At 73.0% G+C, this 17,250-nt stretch carries 4 protein-coding genes; 3 read left to right on the plus strand and 1 reads right to left on the minus strand.

All coding sequences use genetic code 11. The features are described from left to right. Position 1: 1 nt before the first annotated feature. Positions 2 to 13,795, minus strand: coding sequence for a type I polyketide synthase (locus B4U46_RS11690; protein WP_079426687.1), 13,794 nt, complete (start codon positions 13,793 to 13,795; stop codon positions 2 to 4). A gap of 261 nt (positions 13,796 to 14,056) precedes the next feature. On the opposite strand from B4U46_RS11690, the gene ccrA reads away from it, so the two are divergent. From ccrA to B4U46_RS11705, 3 genes are read left to right on the plus strand one after another with little or no spacing between them, the layout of a single operon-like run. Then, on the plus strand, positions 14,057 to 15,379 hold the full coding sequence (gene ccrA, locus B4U46_RS11695) for a crotonyl-CoA carboxylase/reductase (RefSeq protein WP_398898445.1): 1,323 nt from the start codon (positions 14,057 to 14,059) through the stop codon (positions 15,377 to 15,379). 2 nt (positions 15,380 to 15,381) lie between these two features. Next, on the plus strand, positions 15,382 to 16,386 hold the full coding sequence (locus B4U46_RS11700; RefSeq protein ID WP_079426692.1) for a 3-oxoacyl-ACP synthase III family protein: 1,005 nt from the start codon (positions 15,382 to 15,384) through the stop codon (positions 16,384 to 16,386). Next, a complete protein-coding gene (locus B4U46_RS11705; protein WP_079426695.1) occupies positions 16,383 to 17,243 on the plus strand; it encodes a 3-hydroxybutyryl-CoA dehydrogenase in 861 nt (286 codons plus the stop codon). The genes B4U46_RS11700 and B4U46_RS11705 overlap by 4 nt, the downstream gene beginning before the upstream one ends. Positions 17,244 to 17,250: the final 7 nt, after the last annotated feature.

Below are 17,250 nucleotides of genomic sequence, written 5' to 3' on the forward strand. Positions count from 1 at the left end.
GTCAGAGGTTCTCCATCCGTCGGGTGAGCTCGTCGAGCTCGCGCTGCAGAAGTTCTTCGGCGGAGGCGCCGTCCTGGCTGCCGGCCGCCTCGCGCGCCTCCGGCACCGGATCCGACCCCGGCTCCGGCTCCGGCCCTGGATCGGCACGATCCTCGACGAGGGGAAGCGCCATGTTCCGGGCGAGGAACGGCGCCATCTCGCGCACGGTGGGGTAGTTCCAGATCAAGGTGGCCGACAGCCGTACGCCCAGCTCGCGCTCCAGGCGGTTGCGCAGCTCCAGGGACATCACCGAGTCGATGCCGATGGAACGCAGCGGAACGTCGACGTCCACACGGGAGACCGACAGCCTGACGACGTGGGAGACGCTTTCCCGGATCACCGCCTCAAGGGCCGCGAGACGCTCCGGGCCGGCGGGCACGGACAGCAGGGAGGCCCGGACCCGGCTCGCGGAGGCGTGCTCAACGGATGGGCCGGCGCCCGCTTCCGGGGCGTCGGCCGGGGCAGCGGCCTCGGCGGCCCCCAGTCCGAGGGGCAGCCGGTCCCGTCCGACCACGCTCAGGCCGGTCACCTCCACGAGGAGGCGGCCGTCCGGTCCGAACACGGTCACGTCGACCTCGTGGCGCCGCGTTTCCTCGTCCCAGGCGCGCACCACCGCGTGCGCCCAGGCGTCGGGGCCCGGCCGGGAGTGCACGACCACGCCTCGTATGCCCGTGCTCAGGAGCGGGTGCTCCTCCCCCGCACCCCACTTGGGGCCGAGCACCGGGGCCACCGCCGACTGCAGAGCCGCGTCCAGGAACCGGGGATGCACCTCGTGTCCGGCACCGGCGCCCCGGACGATGTCATCGGACAGGCGGAGCCGGGCCAGCGCCTCGCCCAGGCCTTCCTCGCCGCGCCAGATCCGCTCGATTCCCTGATAGGCCGGACCGTAGGAGGCGCCGCGCCCCGTCAGCAGGGCGTAGTACTCCTCACCGTCGATGGCCTCGCCCATACGGTCTGCGAGGACCGCTGGATCGCAGGGTGCCGCGGGCCGGTCCGCCTCGTCGGCCGGGACCACGACGGCGTCGGCGACCCGGACCATCCCGGACCCTCCGTCGTTCCGGGCGAAGATCTGCAGCGAGGAACGGCCCTCCTCCTCGACCAGAACGGCCTGCACGGACCGGGCCGCGCTGTCGGGCACCACGAGCGGTGCATGGAACGCCAGGTCCCGGACGGCGAACGCCGCCGCCTCCCCCGTGCCGGCCACTTCGAGGGCCGCCGAGAGCGCCATGTCGACGTAGGCCGCGCCCGGCGCCACGGCGGCACGTCCGATGCGGTGGTCACCGACGGATACGGTGGCGGCGTCGAACTCCCGTTGCCAGTAGTGCGTGCCGGGCTCCACGGCAGAGTCGAGGCGCGCCCCCAGCAGGGTGTGTTCGCCCGGGGCTGTCCGCGTGGTGGTCGCCACGGTGACCGCGCCGACGGTCCCGGGGTGCCAGTACCGCTCCCGCTGCCAGGGGTAGGTGGGCAGCTTGAAGGTGCGCTCGCCGAGCGTGAGCCCGGCGCTGTCGGTGATGGACGCACCGAGGGTGAACAGCTTGCCCAGCGAAGCGAGCAGGGTGGTGCGTTCGGGTTCGTGCCGGCGCATCGACGGGACGACGCCCGCTGTCGCGCCCACGTGCACCACGACCTGCTCCAGGGCAGGCAGCAGCACCGGGTGCGGACTCATCTCGAGGAAGGCCCGTACACCGTCGCCGAGCAGGCGGACGGCCTGGTCGGAAAAGAGGACCGGGCGCCGCAGGTTGTCCACCCAGTAGGCCGGCTCCAGGCCGGTGCCGTCGACGATGTCGCCGGTGACGGTGGAGTAGATGGGCACGCTCGCGCGCCCCGGGGTGATGCCCTCGAGTGCCCGGAGCAGATCCTCGCGCAGAGGATCCATCTGCGGGCTGTGCGATGCCACGTCCACCTTCACCCAGCGGCAGAAGACGTCCGTCGCCTCCAGGTTCTCCTTGACACGCTCCAGAGTGGGGCGGTCACCGGACAGGACGACGGACCTCGGGCTGTTGTTCACAGCGATCGACACCAGGTGTTCGTGGCCCTCCACAGCCTGCCGGGCCTCGTCGAAGGTCAGTTCGGCGGCCAGCATCGCCCCCTGGCCGCTGGTCCTGCGCAGCAGCTTGCTGCGCAGGCAGATCACCCTGGCCGCGTCGTCCAGCGACAGCGCGCCCGCGACGTACGACGCCGCGATCTCGCCCATGCTGTGTCCGATCACGGCGTCCGGCTCGATGCCCCACGAGCGCCACAGGGCGGCGAGGCCTACCGCGACGGCGAAGAGCACGGGCTGGACCACGTCGACCCGATCGAGGTGTGAGGACTCCTCACCGGCCGTGAGCTCGTCGAGGATCGACCAGTCGACGTAGGTGCGTGCGGCCGCGTCGCAGGCTCGTACCGCTTCCGCGAACACCGGCTCCCGGAGCAGGAGTTCCTGCCCCATGCCGAGCCATTGGGAACCCTGCCCGGGAAAGACGAAGGCGATCTTCGGCGGGGTGTCCACCGCCTGGTCCGAGGCCTGGAGGCCGGCGTCGGGGTCTGCGGCGCTGTGGCCGGCCAGCGCCTCGCGCAGTTCTGCCGGGGTGCGCACGACGGCGGCCAGCCGGTACGGCTGGGCGGTGCGCAGGGTGGCTTCGCGGACCAGGTCGGGGAGCCGGGCCGGCTCGTCGCCGTCCCGCGGCTCAAGGGCTGACGCCACTCGGCCCGCCAGCTCCCGCAGGGCCCGGGGGGTCTTCGCGGACAGCGGGAAGAGGTGGCTGTCCGTCTCCTCGGCCGGCTGCGGGGCCGCGGCAGGGCGGAGGGCGGCCGGTGCACCCTCCAGAACCACGTGGACATTGGTACCGCCCCAGCCGAACGCGCTGACGCCGGCCAGGGCAGGCCTGTCGGCGGGCCACGGTTCGAGCCGCTCGACCACGCACAGCCCCAGGTCGTCGAAGGCGATGTGGGGATTGGGTGTCTCGAAGTGGAGGCTCGGCGGGACCGCGCGGTGGCGCAGGGACAAGGCGGCCTTGATGAGGCCGGCGACGCCGGCCGCTGCCTCCAGGTGGCCGATGTTGGACTTGACCGATCCGATGAGCAGCGGTTCCCCGGGCGGGCGGCCCTGGGTAACGACGGCTCCCAGCGCGACGGCCTCGATGGGGTCGCCCAGGTGGGTGCCGGTGCCGTGTGCTTCCACGTAGTGCACGTCGCGCGGGTCCACGCCGGCACGGCGGTAGGCCTCGCGCAGCACCTCCTCCTGCGCCTCCGGGCTGGGCGCGGTCAGCCCGTTGCTGAGGCCGTCGTTGTTGGCGGCGCTGCCCCGGATCACGCAGTAGACGTCGTCGCCGGCGGCGAGCGCGCGGGACAGCGGCTTCAGTACGACGACGCCGCAGCCCTCACCGCGCCCGAACCCGTCGGCCCGTGCATCGAACGCCTTGCACAGGCCGTCCGGCGAGAGCCCGCCGAAGCTGGTCAGCGACAGCATGTTCGCGGGATTGAGCATGAGGTTCACTCCGCCGGCGAGGGCGGTGTCGGACTCGCCGGACCACAGGCTCTGGCAGGCCAGGTGGACGGCCAGGAGAGAGGAGGAGCAGGCGCTGTCGACGACCATGCTGGGCCCGCGGAGGCCGAGGGCGTAGGACAGGCGGTTGGCGACCATGTTGAGCGCACGGCCGGTCGCGGAGTGCGGGGACGGGGCGCCGGGAGCCAGCTCGGCGTAGTCGTGCCACACAGCGCTGGCGAACACGCCGGTACGGCTGCCCGTGAGCTTCTCGTTCGCGAGGCCGGCGTCCTCCAGCGCCTCCCAGGCGACCTCCATGAAGATCCGCTGCTGCGGGTCCATCTCCTGTGCCTCACGCGGGGAAATGCCGAAGAACAGCGGGTCGAACTCGTCCACCGGTGTGTCGAGCATCCCGGCTCGGGTGGGCACGGTCCCTCCGAACCCGGCGGGACCAGCAGGGGCGTGAGCACTGTAGGCGGGGTCCCAGCGCTCGGCAGGTACGGGCCGGACGGCGTCGGTGCCCTCACGCAGCAAGCGCCAGAACTGCTCAGGGCCTTCGGCCTGAGGGAACCGGCAGCCGATGCCGACGACGGCGAGGGGCTCGTGGCCTTCGCCCACGGCCGCGGCCGCGACCGGGGCGGCGGCGGGCTCGCTCACAGCCGGCACCGCGGCGTCGCCCAGGCCGCCGCGGCCGGCGGGACCGGCGGCCGCGGCGGGACCGGCCTCCTGGCCGGACTGCTCTGCCGTCGGGGCCGGAGCGGAAGCCTCGTCGCCGGGGTCCGGCAGCAGTCCGGTGAGCAGGCGCCGAGCGACGGCTGTCGGCGTCGGATTCTCGAACAGCAGCGTGGCCGGCAGTCGCAGGCCCGTGGCGGCGCTCAGCCGGTTGCGCAGCTCCACCGCGGCCAGGGAGTCGAAGCCCAGGTCCTTGAACGTCCGGGCGGCGCCCACCTCCTGCGCCCCGGAATGCCCGAGCACCACGGCGGCGTGGCCGCACACGAGGTCGAGCAGGTGGCGGTGCCTCTCGGACGCGGTCAGCCCTGCCAGCCGGCCGGCCAGGCCGGACGTACCGACGCCGGCACCCGTCTCCGGCGCGTGTTCCGTGGTCGCGGCACGGCGCCGTACGGGAGTACGGACGAGCCCCCGCAGCATCGGCGGTATCGCGTACGGGCCGTCGCCCGGATGCGGATCGGACAGGGTGAGGCGCACGGGGACGTAGGCCGCCCGGTCGCCCCTCAGCGCGGTGTCGAACAGGGTGAGTGCCTCGTCGGTGGCCAGGGGCAGGCTCCCGGAACGGGCGAGCCTGGCTATGTCCGCTGCCGTCAGGTGACCCGTCATCGCGCCGGCCTGGGCCCAGTAGCCCCAGGCCAGGCTGGTCGCGGGCAGGCCTCGTGCGTGGCGGTGTTCGGCGAGGGCGTCGAGGAACGCATTGCCGGCGGCGTAGTTGGCCTGGCCCGGAGTGCCCAGGATGCCCGCGGCGGAGGAGAACAGCACGAACGCCCGCAGATCGAGGTGCTCCGTCAGACGGTGCAGCTGCCAGGCGGCGTCCACCTTGGGCCTCATCACGCGGTGCAGCCGGCCGGGGGTCAGGTTGCCGACGGTGGCGTCGTCGAGGACGCCGGCGGCGTGGATGACGGCGGTCAGGGGGTGTTCGGCGGGCACGCCCGCCACGAGGGCGGCGAGCGCCTGGCGGTCGGTGATGTCGCAGGCCACGATGGTCACCGTCGCGCCGAGGCCGGTCAACTCCTCGTGGAGCTCCTGCGCTCCCTCGGCGTCGGCGCCGCGGCGGCCGACGAGCAGCAGGTGCTTCACTCCGTGCTCGGTGACCAGATGGCGGGCCGTCAGTGAGCCGAGCGCGCCGGTGCCGCCGGTGATCAGCACGGTGCCGTCCGGATCGGGCGCGGCGGGCAGGGTGAGCACCACCTTGCCGACGTGCCGGGCGCGGCTGACGTGGCGCAGGGCACGCGGCGCCTGGCGCAGGTCCCACGCCGTCACGGGCAACGGCTTGAGGGCGCAGGTCGCGAACAGTGCCATCAGCTCGGCCAGCATCTCCTGGATGGAGTCCGGGTTGAGGGCCAGCAGGTCGAACGGCGTGTAGGTGATGCCGGGGCGGGTCTCGGCGAGCTGTGCGGGGTCGCGCAGGTCGGTCTTGCCCATCTCCACGAACCGGCCGCCGTCGGCCAGCAGCCGCAGGGAAGCGTCTGTGTACTTGCCGGCCAAGGAGTTGAGGACCACGTCCACACCGCGGCCTCCGGTCGCCCGGCGGACGGCGTCCTCGAAGCCGAGGTCGCGGGACGACGCAAGGTGCTCGTCGTCCAGACCCAGCATCCTGAGGGTTTCCCACTTGGCGGGGCTGGCCGTCGCGAAGACCTCGGCGCCCCGGTAACGGGCGAGCTGGAGTGCGGCCATGCCGACGCCTCCGGCGGCGGAGTGCAGCAGCAGGGTGTCTCCCCGCCCGAGTGCGGCCAGTCGTACCAGACCGTAGTAGGCGGTCAGGAAAACGGCGGGGACGCTGGCGGCGCGGGCGAACGTCCACCCGCCGGGGAAACGGGTGAGGAGCCGGTGGTCGGCGATCGCGTAGGGGCCGACGCCCTCGGTGAACAGGCCGGTCACCCGATCGCCGGGGACCAGGCCCGGTACGCCGGGGCCGACCTCCTCGACGATGCCGGCGGCCTCCCCGCCCAGGTGTGCTTCGCCGGGGTACATGTCCAGGGCGATCATCGCGTCCCGGAAGTTGACTCCGACCGCTCGTACGGCCACCCGGACCTGTCCGGCCCCCAGCGGGCGGCGGATCTCCGGGGCTTCGGACAGGGCGAGCCCGTCGAGGCTGCCAGGCGCCGCGACGTCTAGCCGCCAGGTGCCGTCCCCGGCCGGCGGGACGAGGCCCGGGCCGGAGGAGGCCGGGACGAGCCGCGGGGCGAGCAGGGTGCCCTCGCGCAGGGCGATCTGGGATTCGCCGAGGGCCACAGCCGCGGCGAGGGCCGCCGTCGGCAGCACCTCCGGCGTCGTCGACGCGGAAGCGTCCTTGCGCTCGCGGGCCAGGCCCCGGCGCGGGGCGGGCGCGGGGTCCAGGTCGAGCAGGAGGATCCGGCCCGGCTGCTCGGACTGGACGCTGCGTACCAGTCCCCACGCGGCGGCACCGGGCAGGTCGTGGACGCCGTCGTCCGTACCGGTGGCCACCGCGCCGCGGGTGAGCACGGCCAGGCGGCTGTCGGCGAACGCGGGCTCGGCGAGCCACTCCTGGATCAGACCCAGCAGTTCCCCGGCCACCCGGTGGGCCCGGGCGGCCTCGCAGCTTTCCTCGTGGGGGGCCGTGCAGGAGACCAGGAGCACCTCCGGGACGGGGGTGCCGGCGGTGACCGCCGCCCGCAACGTCGCCAGGTCCGGATGGGCGGGCAGGCCGTGTGTCCCGGGGGCGGCGGGTTCTCGCACACCGCGGGTGAGGAGTGCGGCCGAAAGGGGTGCCGCGTCCCGCGGGAGCGGCACGCTGCTCCAGTCGAGGCGGAAGAGCATGTCCTGGCCCGGGTTGCGGACGGGGGCGAGTTCGCCCGCGCTGCCCGCGCGCAGGCTCAGCGAGGCGGCCGTGGCCACCAGGGCCCCGGCCGGGTCGACCGCGATGAGGCTGATCTCACCGGCACCGCGCCGGATGATGCGCACGCGCAGCCGGGTGGCGCCGACGGCGTGCAGGTGAAGGTCCGACCAGGAGAACGGCAGCAAGGGGCCGTCCGACGCGCCGGGTTCCGTGTCCGGCGCGACCAGCAGCGGGTGCAGGGCGGCGTCGAGCAGCGCCGGGTGGATGCCGTATCCGGCGGCGTCCGCGGGGCCGTCGCCCGTGCCGGGCAGGGCCACGTCGGCGAAGAGGTCGTCCCCGTCCCGCCAGAGGGCGCGCAGTCCCTGGAACGCGGGCCCGTACCCGTATCCAAGGGCTGCCAGCCGCTCGTACGCTCCGGTCAGATCGACCTCCCGCGCGTCGGCGGGCGGCCAGGTTTCCGCCGGGGTCGATGGGGTCTCGGCCTCGGTCGACGGGATGACGGTACCGGTGGCGTGGCACGTCCAGGGCGTGCCGTCGGCGGCGTCGGCCGGGCGGCCGTGCAGGGCGACGGCACGGCGTCCGGTGGTCTCGCCCGTGGCCGGCGGCGACAGGACGATCCGGATGCGGACGGGGGCACCCCCGTCCAGGACGAGCGGGGCGTGCAGGGCCAGCTCCTCCAGGACGCCGCACCCCGCGACTGCTCCGGCGTGCAGGGCGAGTTCGGCGTGGGCGGTGCCCGGCAGCAGCACGGTGCCGAGAACGGCGTGGTCCGCGACCCAGGGGTGTGTGCGGGTGTCCAGCCGTCCGGTGAACACGAGAGTGCCGTCCGGCAGGTCGACGGCCGCCCCCAGCAGGGGATGGTCCGCCGCTGACAGTCCGGCCGGTTCCAGGCCGGCCTCGTGGCCGCTGTCGGAGTCCAGCCAGTAGCGCCGGCGCTGGAAGGGGTAGGTGGGCAGGTCGATCCAGGTGTCGGACGATCCCGCGGCCGTCAGGGCGGCCCAGTCCACATCACCTCCCCGGACGTACAGTTCGGCAGCGGAGGCCAGGAACCTGGCCATGCCGCCCTGGTCCCGGCGCAGGGTACCGACGGCGGTTCCCTCCACCGGCTCCTGGGCCCCGTCCCGCGAGCTGACGTCCGCGAACATCTCGTGGAGGCTCTGGACCAGCACCGGATGGGGACTGGACTCCACGAAGGCGCTGTAGCCGTCGTGGAGCAGCGCGCGCGCCGCCTCCTCGAAGCGGACGGTCTCGCGCAGATTCCGGTACCAGTAGGCGGCGTCCATGACGGTGGTGTCGGCGAGCCGCCCGCCGGTGAGGGTCGAGTAGAACGCGAGGTCGGCCTGACGGGGAGTCACCGGGGCGAGCAGCTCCAGCACCTGCTCCCGTATGGCTTCCACCTGGCCGGAGTGGGAGGCGTAGTCCACGGGGATCACCCGGGCGCGCACGTCGTCCGCCGTGCAGGCGTCGACGAACTCCCTGATGGCCTCCGGTGTGCCGGCGACGACGGTGCCGACGGGTCCGTTGACCGCGGCCACGTCCAGCGCTCCCTCCCAGGGCAGGAGCCTGTCGCGCACCTCGTCGGCCGGGAGGGCCACGGAGGCCATGCCGCCGGTCCCGGCGATCAGTGTGAGGGCCTGACTGCGCAGGGCGACGACGCGGGCCGCGTCGTCGAGGGACAGCACGCCCGCGACGGTCGCGGCGGCGATCTCGCCCTGGGAGTGGCCGATCACGGCCTCCGGGGAGACCCCTGCGGAGCGCCATACCTCGGTCAGGGAGACCATGACGGCCCACAGGAGGGGCTGGACCACGTCCACCCGGTCCATCGGCGGTGCGCCCGGAGCTCCCCGCAGCACCTCGACGGGCGACCAGTCCGCGTACCGGGAGAGTGCCTCGCCACAGGCGTTCAGGCGCTCCGCGAACACGGGGCTGGTCCCTAGCAGTTCGGCTGCCATGCCCGCCCACTGGGACCCCTGGCCGGGGTAGACGAAAGCGGTCCGGCCGGGCGCGCCCGGCGTACCCGTGACGACGCTCGCCGACGGGCTGCCGGCGGCGAGGGCCTCCAGGCCGCTCAGCGCCGCGTCGCGATCGTGCGCGAGCACGACGGCGCGGCAGTCGAGGGCGGTGCGGGTGGTGGCCAGCGCGTGGGCGAGCCGGCCGGGGGCCAGGCCTGGGTCGGCGGCGGTGAAGGCGTGCAGCTGTCCGGCGCGTGCCCGCAGGGCGGTTTCCCCGCGCGCCGACACCACGAGCGGGCGCACCTGGCCGTCGGCGGCGTGCGGGCCGGTCGGCGGCGCGGGCTCCGCGGCGTGTTCGAGCACGACGTGGGCATTGGTGCCGCTGATGCCGAAGGAGGAGACGGCGGCGCGGCGCGGACGACCGGACTCCGGCCAGGCGCGGGGTTCGGTCAGCAGCGAGACGGCCCCGGACGTCCAGTCCACGAAGGTGGAAGGGGCGTCGACGTGCAGGGTGCGCGGCAGCGTGGCGTGCTGCATGGCCATGACCATCTTGATCACGCCGCCGATGCCGGCGGCGGCCTGCGTGTGCCCGATGTTGGACTTCAGCGAACCGAGCCACAGAGGCCGGTCCCCTTCCCGCTCCTGCCCATAGGTGGCCAGCAGTGCCTGCGCCTCGACGGGGTCACCGAGACGAGTGCCCGTGCCGTGCGCCTCCACCGCGTCCACGTCGGCGGCGGTCAGCCCGGCGTCGGCGAGGGCCTCGCGGATCACCCGCTGCTGGGCGACGCCGTTGGGCGCGGAGAGGCCGTTGGAGGCGCCGTCCTGGTTCACCGCCGAGCCGCGCAGCACCGCGAGCACCCGGTGCCCGTTGCGCCGGGCGTCCGAGAGCCGTTCGAGAAGCACCAGTCCGGCGCCCTCCGACCATCCCGTGCCGTCGGCCGCCGCCGCGAACGCCTTGCACCGCCCGTCGGGCGACAGCCCGCGCTGTTTGGCGAACTCCACGAAGAGGCCCGGTGTCGGCATGACGGTGACACCGCCGGCCAGCGCCAGCGAGCATTCGCCGGAGCTCAGGGAGCGGCTTGCCATGTGCAGGGCGACGAGCGAGGACGAGCAGGCGGTGTCCACGGTGAGGGCGGGTCCCTCGAAGCCGAACGTGTAGGCCAGGCGGCCGGAGGCGACGCTCGTGGTGGTCCCGGTCAGCGCGTATCCCTCGACGCCCTTGCCGTTCCCGTTCTGGTGCAGCCTCGGCCCGTAGTCCTGTGCCATAGCCCCGACGAAGACGCCGGTACGGCTGCCGCGCAGCGCGTTCGCGTCGAGTCCGGCCCGTTCCAGCGCCTCCCATCCGGTCTCCAGCAGCAGCCGCTGCTGCGGATCCATGGCGAGCGCCTCGCGCGGGGAGATACCGAAGAACGCGGGGTCGAACTCTCCCGCGTGGTCGAGGAACCCGCCGGCCCGGGCGTACGTCGTGCCGGGACGGCTGCCATGCGGGTCGTACAGTTCCTCCAGCCGCCAGCCCCGGTCGGCCGGGAAGTCTCCGACCGCGTCGGTACCGGTGCGCACCAGGTCCCACAGGGCCTCGGGCGAGTCGACCCCACCCGGGTAGCGGCAGGCCATGCCGATGACGGCGATGGCGTCGCCGTCGGCCTGCGGGTCCGCCTCCGCCGTGTTCCGGACCGCACGTTCCGCGTCCTGGGCCGGTTCTACCGCGGCTTCCGCGTCCCGTGCCTGCAACAGCACCTGGCTCATGTGCCGGGCCAGCGCGGCGGGAGTGGGGTGGTCGAAGACCACACTGCCGGGCCAGGTGACCCCGGTGGCCCTGCCCAGCCGGTTGCGCAGTTCGACGGACATCGCCGAGTCGAAGCCGAGGTCCTTGAACGTGCGTCCGGTGTGTGCGGCGTCCACCTCGCTGCGGCCCGATACGGCCGCCGCGCAGGTGCGCACGATCCTCAGCACGGCCTGCTCGGCGTCGGCGTCGGACAGCCCGGCCAGCCGGGCCAGTGGCGCTGGGGTCCTGCCGGCGTCACCGACGCCCGCGCGCGACGTGGGGCCGGCTTCCTCACGCGGCCCGTCGGTGACGGAGACCGATGTGGCCGTCCGCACGTCCGGCGCCCAGGGGGCCGCCGCGTCCGCAGCGTCCGCGGAAACCCAGTGTCGGCTGCGCTGGAAGGCGTACGCGGGCAGCGGTACGCGTCTCACCGCGCAGCCCTCGAACGCCGCCGCCCAGTCGACGCGCACCCCGCGGACATTGGCCTCCGAGGCGGACCGCAAGAACCGGGCCGGGCCGCCCTCGCCACGCCGCAGCGTGCCCAGGGTGACGGCCTCCACGCCGAAGTCCTCGCAGACGTCCTGCGCGCCGGGCGCCAGCACGGGGTGGGAGCTGGACTCGACGAACACCCGGTAGCCGTCGGCCAGCAGCGCCCGCAGCGCCCCGTCGAAATCCACGGGCTCGCGGGCGTTGCGGTACCAGTACCCGGCGTCGAGGTGCGTGCCGTCCACGGCGGCACCCGTCACCGTCGAGTACACGGGCAGAGTGCCCGGCCGGGGCTTGACCGGCGCCAGCATCTCCAGCAGCCGTTCCCGCAGCGGGTCCACCTGCGCGCAGTGCGAGGCCACCGTGGAGGGCACGATCCGCGCGCGCACGTCGTCGGCGGCGCAGGCCTCCACGAAGTCTGTCAGCGCTGCCGTGTCGCCGGCCACCGTCACGGCGCGGGGCCCGTTGACGCCGGCCACATCGAGCCGTCCCCCGAAGTCCGCCAGCCGCTCTCGCACCTCCCCCACGGGCAGCGCCACCGAGGCCACCGCGCCGCGCCCGACGAGTTCCTCCGCGAACAAGCGGCTGCGCAGCACGACCACGCGCACCGCATCCTCCAGGGTCAGCGCGCCCGCGACGTACGCCGCCGCGATTTCGCCTTGTGAGCTGCCCACCACCGCTGCGGGCTCGACGCCGAAGGAACGCCACAACTCCGCGAGGGACACCATCACCGAGAACAGCACCGGCTGCAGAATCTCGATGCGTTCCAGCTCGGCCGCGCCTGCGGGCTCCCGCGAAGCGCGCAGCACATCGATCACGGACCAGCCAGCCAGTGCCGCCACCGCCTGGTCGCAGGCCCGCATCCGCTCGGCAAAGCGCGGTGCGCCGTCCAGCAGTTCCACGGCCATCCCGGCCCACTGGGTGCCTTGGCCGGGGAAGATGAACACGGCCTCGCCGCGGTCCGCCGCCTGGGGCTCGGCGCCGTCCACCAGGTTCACGGCCGGTTCCCCGTCGGCCAGTGCCGCCAGGGCCCGCAGCAACTCCTCGCGGTCGCCGCCGAGGGCAACAGCCCGGCAGCCGAACGACTCGCGGGTGGTGGCCAGCGACCATCCGACCTCCGCCGCGGTCACCTCGGGCCGCTCGTCCAGGTGGTCGCGCAGACGGGCCGCCTGTGCCCGGAGCGCGGCTTCGTCCCGGCCGGAGAGCGGCCAGGGAACGGTGCCGGGTTGCGGGGCGGAGTCCGCCGGGGCGGCGACCGGCCGGGGGTGCGGCTCGGCCACCACGACATGGCAGTTGGTGCCCCCTACCCCGAACGAGCTGACACCCGCGACCAGCGGCCGGTCCGTGGCCTCCCAGCGCCGCGCCCCGGTGTTGACCCGCAGTCCCAGCTCGTCCAGCGGGATCGCGGGATGAGGCGTCTCGAAGTTGAGGCTGGCGGGCAGGGTGCGGTGACGCAGGGCGAGCAGCGTCTTCAGCAGTCCGGCGATGCCCGCGGCAGCCTCCAGGTGACCGATGTTGGTCTTCACGGAGCCCACCAGCAGAGGGTTGCTGGCGTCGCGGCCCGCGCCCAGCACGGCCCCGAGGGCCGCGGCCTCGACGGGGTCTCCGACCCTGGTGCCGGTACCGTGCAGCTCCACGTAGTCCACGTCGCCGACGGGGGTGCCGGCGCGCTCGTACGCCAGCCGGATGACCTCTTCCTGGGCGACACGGCTGGGCACGGTGAGGCCCGCTCCCCCGCCGTCGTTGTTGACGGCGCTGCCGCGGATCACCCCGTGCACGGGATCTCCGTCGGCGAGGGCGTCGGCGAGCAGTTTGAGTACGACGACACCGCCGCCCTCGCCGCGCACGTAGCCGTTGGCCCGCGCGTCGAAGGTGAAGCAACGGGCGTCGGGGGACAGTCCGCCGAAGCGTTCGGCGATGGCCAGGCTTTCACGGGCGAGGTTGAGCTGCACCCCGCCGACCACGGCGAGCCGGGCCTCGCCACTCACCAGGCTGCGGCAACCCATGTGCACCGCGACCAGCGAGGACGACTGTCCGGCGTCGACCGTCATGCTGGGCCCGCGCAGTCCCAGCGCATAGGAGACGCGGTTGGCGATGAGACTCCGGTGCAGGCCGGTGAGCGAGTGCTGGGTGACGGCCTGCGGGCCGCCGCCGTGCACGAGGCTGGCGTAGTCGCTGCCGATGGCGCCGAGGTAGACCGCGGTGGCGCTGTCGACAAGCGTCCCCGGCACGATCCCGGCCTCTTCCAGCGCCTCCCAGCTCAGCTCGAGCATCAGCCGTTGCTGCGGGTCCATGGCCGCGGCCTCGCGTGGCGAGATGCCGAAGAACTCGTGGTCGAACAGGTCTACACCCTCGACGAACCCGCCGCGCGGAGAAGCGCCGGCGGCACGGTCCGCGGGGCGCGCGACGATGGCGCTCTCACCGTCGGCGAGCAGCCGCCAGAACGCGTCGATACCGGGAGCTTGAGGGAAACGGCAGGCCATTCCCACGACCGCGACCGCCTCGTCGCCCTGGCCCCCTACGCCACTGGACCGCTCGCCGTTCTGCGTTGGAATCATCGCCGCCCCCTCGAAACGTCCTGGTGGCGAACCTAGGACAGGGGGTGCAGCGGCCCAACCCCTTCCTTCGTATCCCCTAGCCGGACGCGGAAGCCCCTACACATCCCCTAGCCGGACCGCGGGCCGTGGCCTTCGCGATCGGCTAGTGGAACGCTCGAGCCTGCTTGCCTGGGCTCACTTGAGGACCTCGACGGCCTTTCGGCTTCGGCGGCCTCGTTCGAGGACCAAGGACCAGTGAAGGAAGGGGTTCCATTGAGATCCATGGCTGAGGCTCTACTGGCGGGGGCGAGTCCCGACGAACTCGCCCGTACCGCGGTGCCGAAGAGTTTCACCGCCGCCCACACCCGTATCGAGGATGTGGGCATGTTCGGCGACGCCGCGGACAAGGACGTACGCAAGTCCCTGCATGTCGGCGACCTGCCCATGCCCGAGCCGGCCCCTGACGAGGTGCTCGTCGCGGTGATGGCCAGCTGCGTCAACTACAACACGGTGTGGTCGGCCACCTTCGAACCCATACCGACCTTCTCGTTCCTCAAGCACTACCAGGGCAGAGGACACTGGGAGAGCCGCCACGACCAGCCCTACCACGTGCTGGGATCCGACGCCGCTGGTGTGATCGTCCGGGTCGGGACGGGCGTGCGCCGCTGGAAGGTGGGCGACCATGTGGTCGTCAGCCCCGTTCAGGCGGACGACCAGGAAGCGGCCAGTCACGCCGACGGCATGCTCGGTGCCGAGCAGCGCGCTTGGGGGTACGAGACGAACTTCGGTGGTCTGGCCCACTACACGGTGGTGCGCGCCAGCCAGCTCATTCCCAAGCCCGCCCACCTGACGTGGGAGGAGGCGGCGAGCATCCCCGGCTGCGGAGGCACCGCCTACCGCATGCTGGTCAGCGACCGGGGCGCCCGGATGAAGCAGGGCGACGTCGTGCTCATCTGGGGTGCCTCGGGCGGTCTGGGTGCGTATGCGGTACAGCTCGTCCGCAATGGCGGCGGCATCTCCGTGGGTGTCGTCAGCTCGGAGAAGAAGGCGGAGGCGCTGCGCCGGCTCGGCTGTGACGTGGTGATCAACCGCGACGAGATCGGCATCGGCGACGACTTCGCCGACGATCCGTCCCGGGTGATCGAGGCGGGCAAGCGGCTCGGCCGGATCATCCGCCGGGAAACCGGCGAGGATCCGCACATCGTCTTCGAGTACGTCGGCCGGGCCACCTTCGGCATCTCGATGTTCGTGGTACGGCGTGGCGGCACGGTGGTGACCTGCGGGTCCAGCACCGGATACCGGCACGACTACGACAACCGCTATCTGTGGATGAAGCTCAAACGGATCATCGGAAGCCACGGCGCCAACCTTCAGGAACAGTGGGAGACCAACCGTCTGGTCACCATGGGACGGCTCATGCCGGGCCTGTCCGCGGTCTACCCGCTGCACGAGATAGGGGAGGCCGCGCGCATGGTGCAGACCAACCGGCACATGGGCAAGGTGGGAGTCCTGTGCATGGCGCCGGAGCGCGGCCTCGGCGTGACCGATCCGGAAACGAGGGCGAGGATCGGCGAGGACCGGCTGAACCCGCTGGGGGGTGAGTGACCATGTTCAACCAGTCTGTGGGCATCCTGGGAACGGGCTCGTACCTGCCGGAGCGGCGCGTCCTCAATGACGAGATAGCCCCGGCCTTCGGCGTGGAGCCGGAGTGGATCGCCCGAAGGACGCAGATCCGCGAGCGACGCTACGCCGAACCTGGCGACGCCGCCTCCGACCTGGCGGTGCGGGCCGCGCACGTGGCGCTGGAACGCGCGGGGGTGCCCGCGGAGCGCATCGACTACATCATCGTCTCCACGGCCACGGCCGACACCCCGTTCCCTCCGACGGCCGCGCTGGTGCAGAACGCGCTGGGCGCCCGCCGCGCCGCCTGTTTCGACATCAACATCGGTTGCAGCGGTTTCGTCTACTGCATCGGCCTCGCCCGCGCGATGGCTGCGGTATCCCCCGGTTCGTACGCGCTGGTCCTGGCCGCCGAGGTGTTCTCGCGGTTCATCGACCCGGCCGACCGGGGGACCTCGGTGCTGCTGGCGGACGGCGCGGGCGCGGCGGTGGTGGGCCCCGTCCCGGCTTCCACCGGGATCATCGACGTGGACCTGCGCACCCACGGCGAAGCCCACGACCTGCTGGTCATCCCGGCCGGCGGCAGCAGGAACCCCGCTTCCCCGCAGACACTGGCCGAGGGCGGGCACTACCTGAAGATGCGCGGGCGCGACGTGACGGACTTCGTCCTGTCCAACGTCCCGGGCGCTGTCGGTGACCTGCTGGACCGGACCGGGGTACGCCCGCACCAGGTGGACCACTTCATCCCGCACCAGGCCAACGGCGTGATGCTGGAGACCCTCGTCGAGCGCTGCGGCCTGGTCAAGGCCCGGACACATCTGACGCTGGAGCAGTACGGAAACGTGGGCAGCGCCTCCGTCGCCATCACCCTGGACCAGGCAGCGAGCTCGGGCGCACTGGCCGAAGGCGACATGGTGCTGCTGGCCGGTTTCGGCGGCGGCATGGCACTGGGCAACTGCCTGATGCGCTGGTCCGGGCCGGTGGCCCGATGAGCGCGATCGCGCGGGTGGGAGTCGTCGGCTGCGGGCTGATGGGGTCCGGCCTGGCAGAGGTGAGCGCCCGGGCGGGCTGTGACGTGCGGGTGGTGGTCTCGCGGGAGGCGTCGGTCGCGGCGGGCCGCGAGCGGGTCACCCGATCGCTGGACACGGCGGTGGCCCGGGGACGGCTCACCGCCTCGGAGCGTACCGCCACGCTGGAGCGGATCTCCTTCAGCGCGGACCTGAAGGACCTGGCCGACCGGGAGTTCGTCATCGAGTCCGTCATCGAGGACGAGGCCGTCAAGCTGGAGCTCTTCGCCACGCTGGACGCGGTCGTCGAGGATCCGGAGGCCGTCCTGGCCTCGAACACCTCCTCCGTGCCCATCATGAAGCTGGCCCGGGTCACGAGCCGCCCCGCACAGGTGATCGGCACCCACTTCTTCAATCCGGTACCGGTGCTGGCCCTGGTGGAGGTGGGCTGCTCCCTGCTGACGTCGGAGCGGACGTACGAGCGCACGGAGGCGTTCATGTCCGGGCAGCTGGGCAAGGAGGTGGTCCGCTCACAGGACCGGCCGGGCTTCGTGGTCAATGCCCTGCTCGTGCCCTACCTGCTGGGCGCCATCCGGATGGTGGAGGCGGGGCACGCCCGGGCGGAGGACATAGACAAGGGCATGTCCCTGGGCTGCGCCCACCCGATGGGTCCGCTGCAGCTCGCCGACCTGGTCGGCCTGGACACCCTCGCCGACGTGGCGAGCGGCTTGTACGCGGAGTACAAGGACACGTCCTACGCCCCGCCTCCCCTCCTGTCCCGCATGGTCGAAGGCGGCCTCCTGGGCCGCAAGACGGGCCGTGGGTTCTACTCGTATCCGTAGCGGCTGT

This window comes from Streptomyces katrae (genome assembly GCF_002028425.1).
In the GTDB taxonomy this organism is placed as follows: Bacteria; Actinomycetota; Actinomycetes; order Streptomycetales; family Streptomycetaceae; genus Streptomyces; species Streptomyces katrae_A.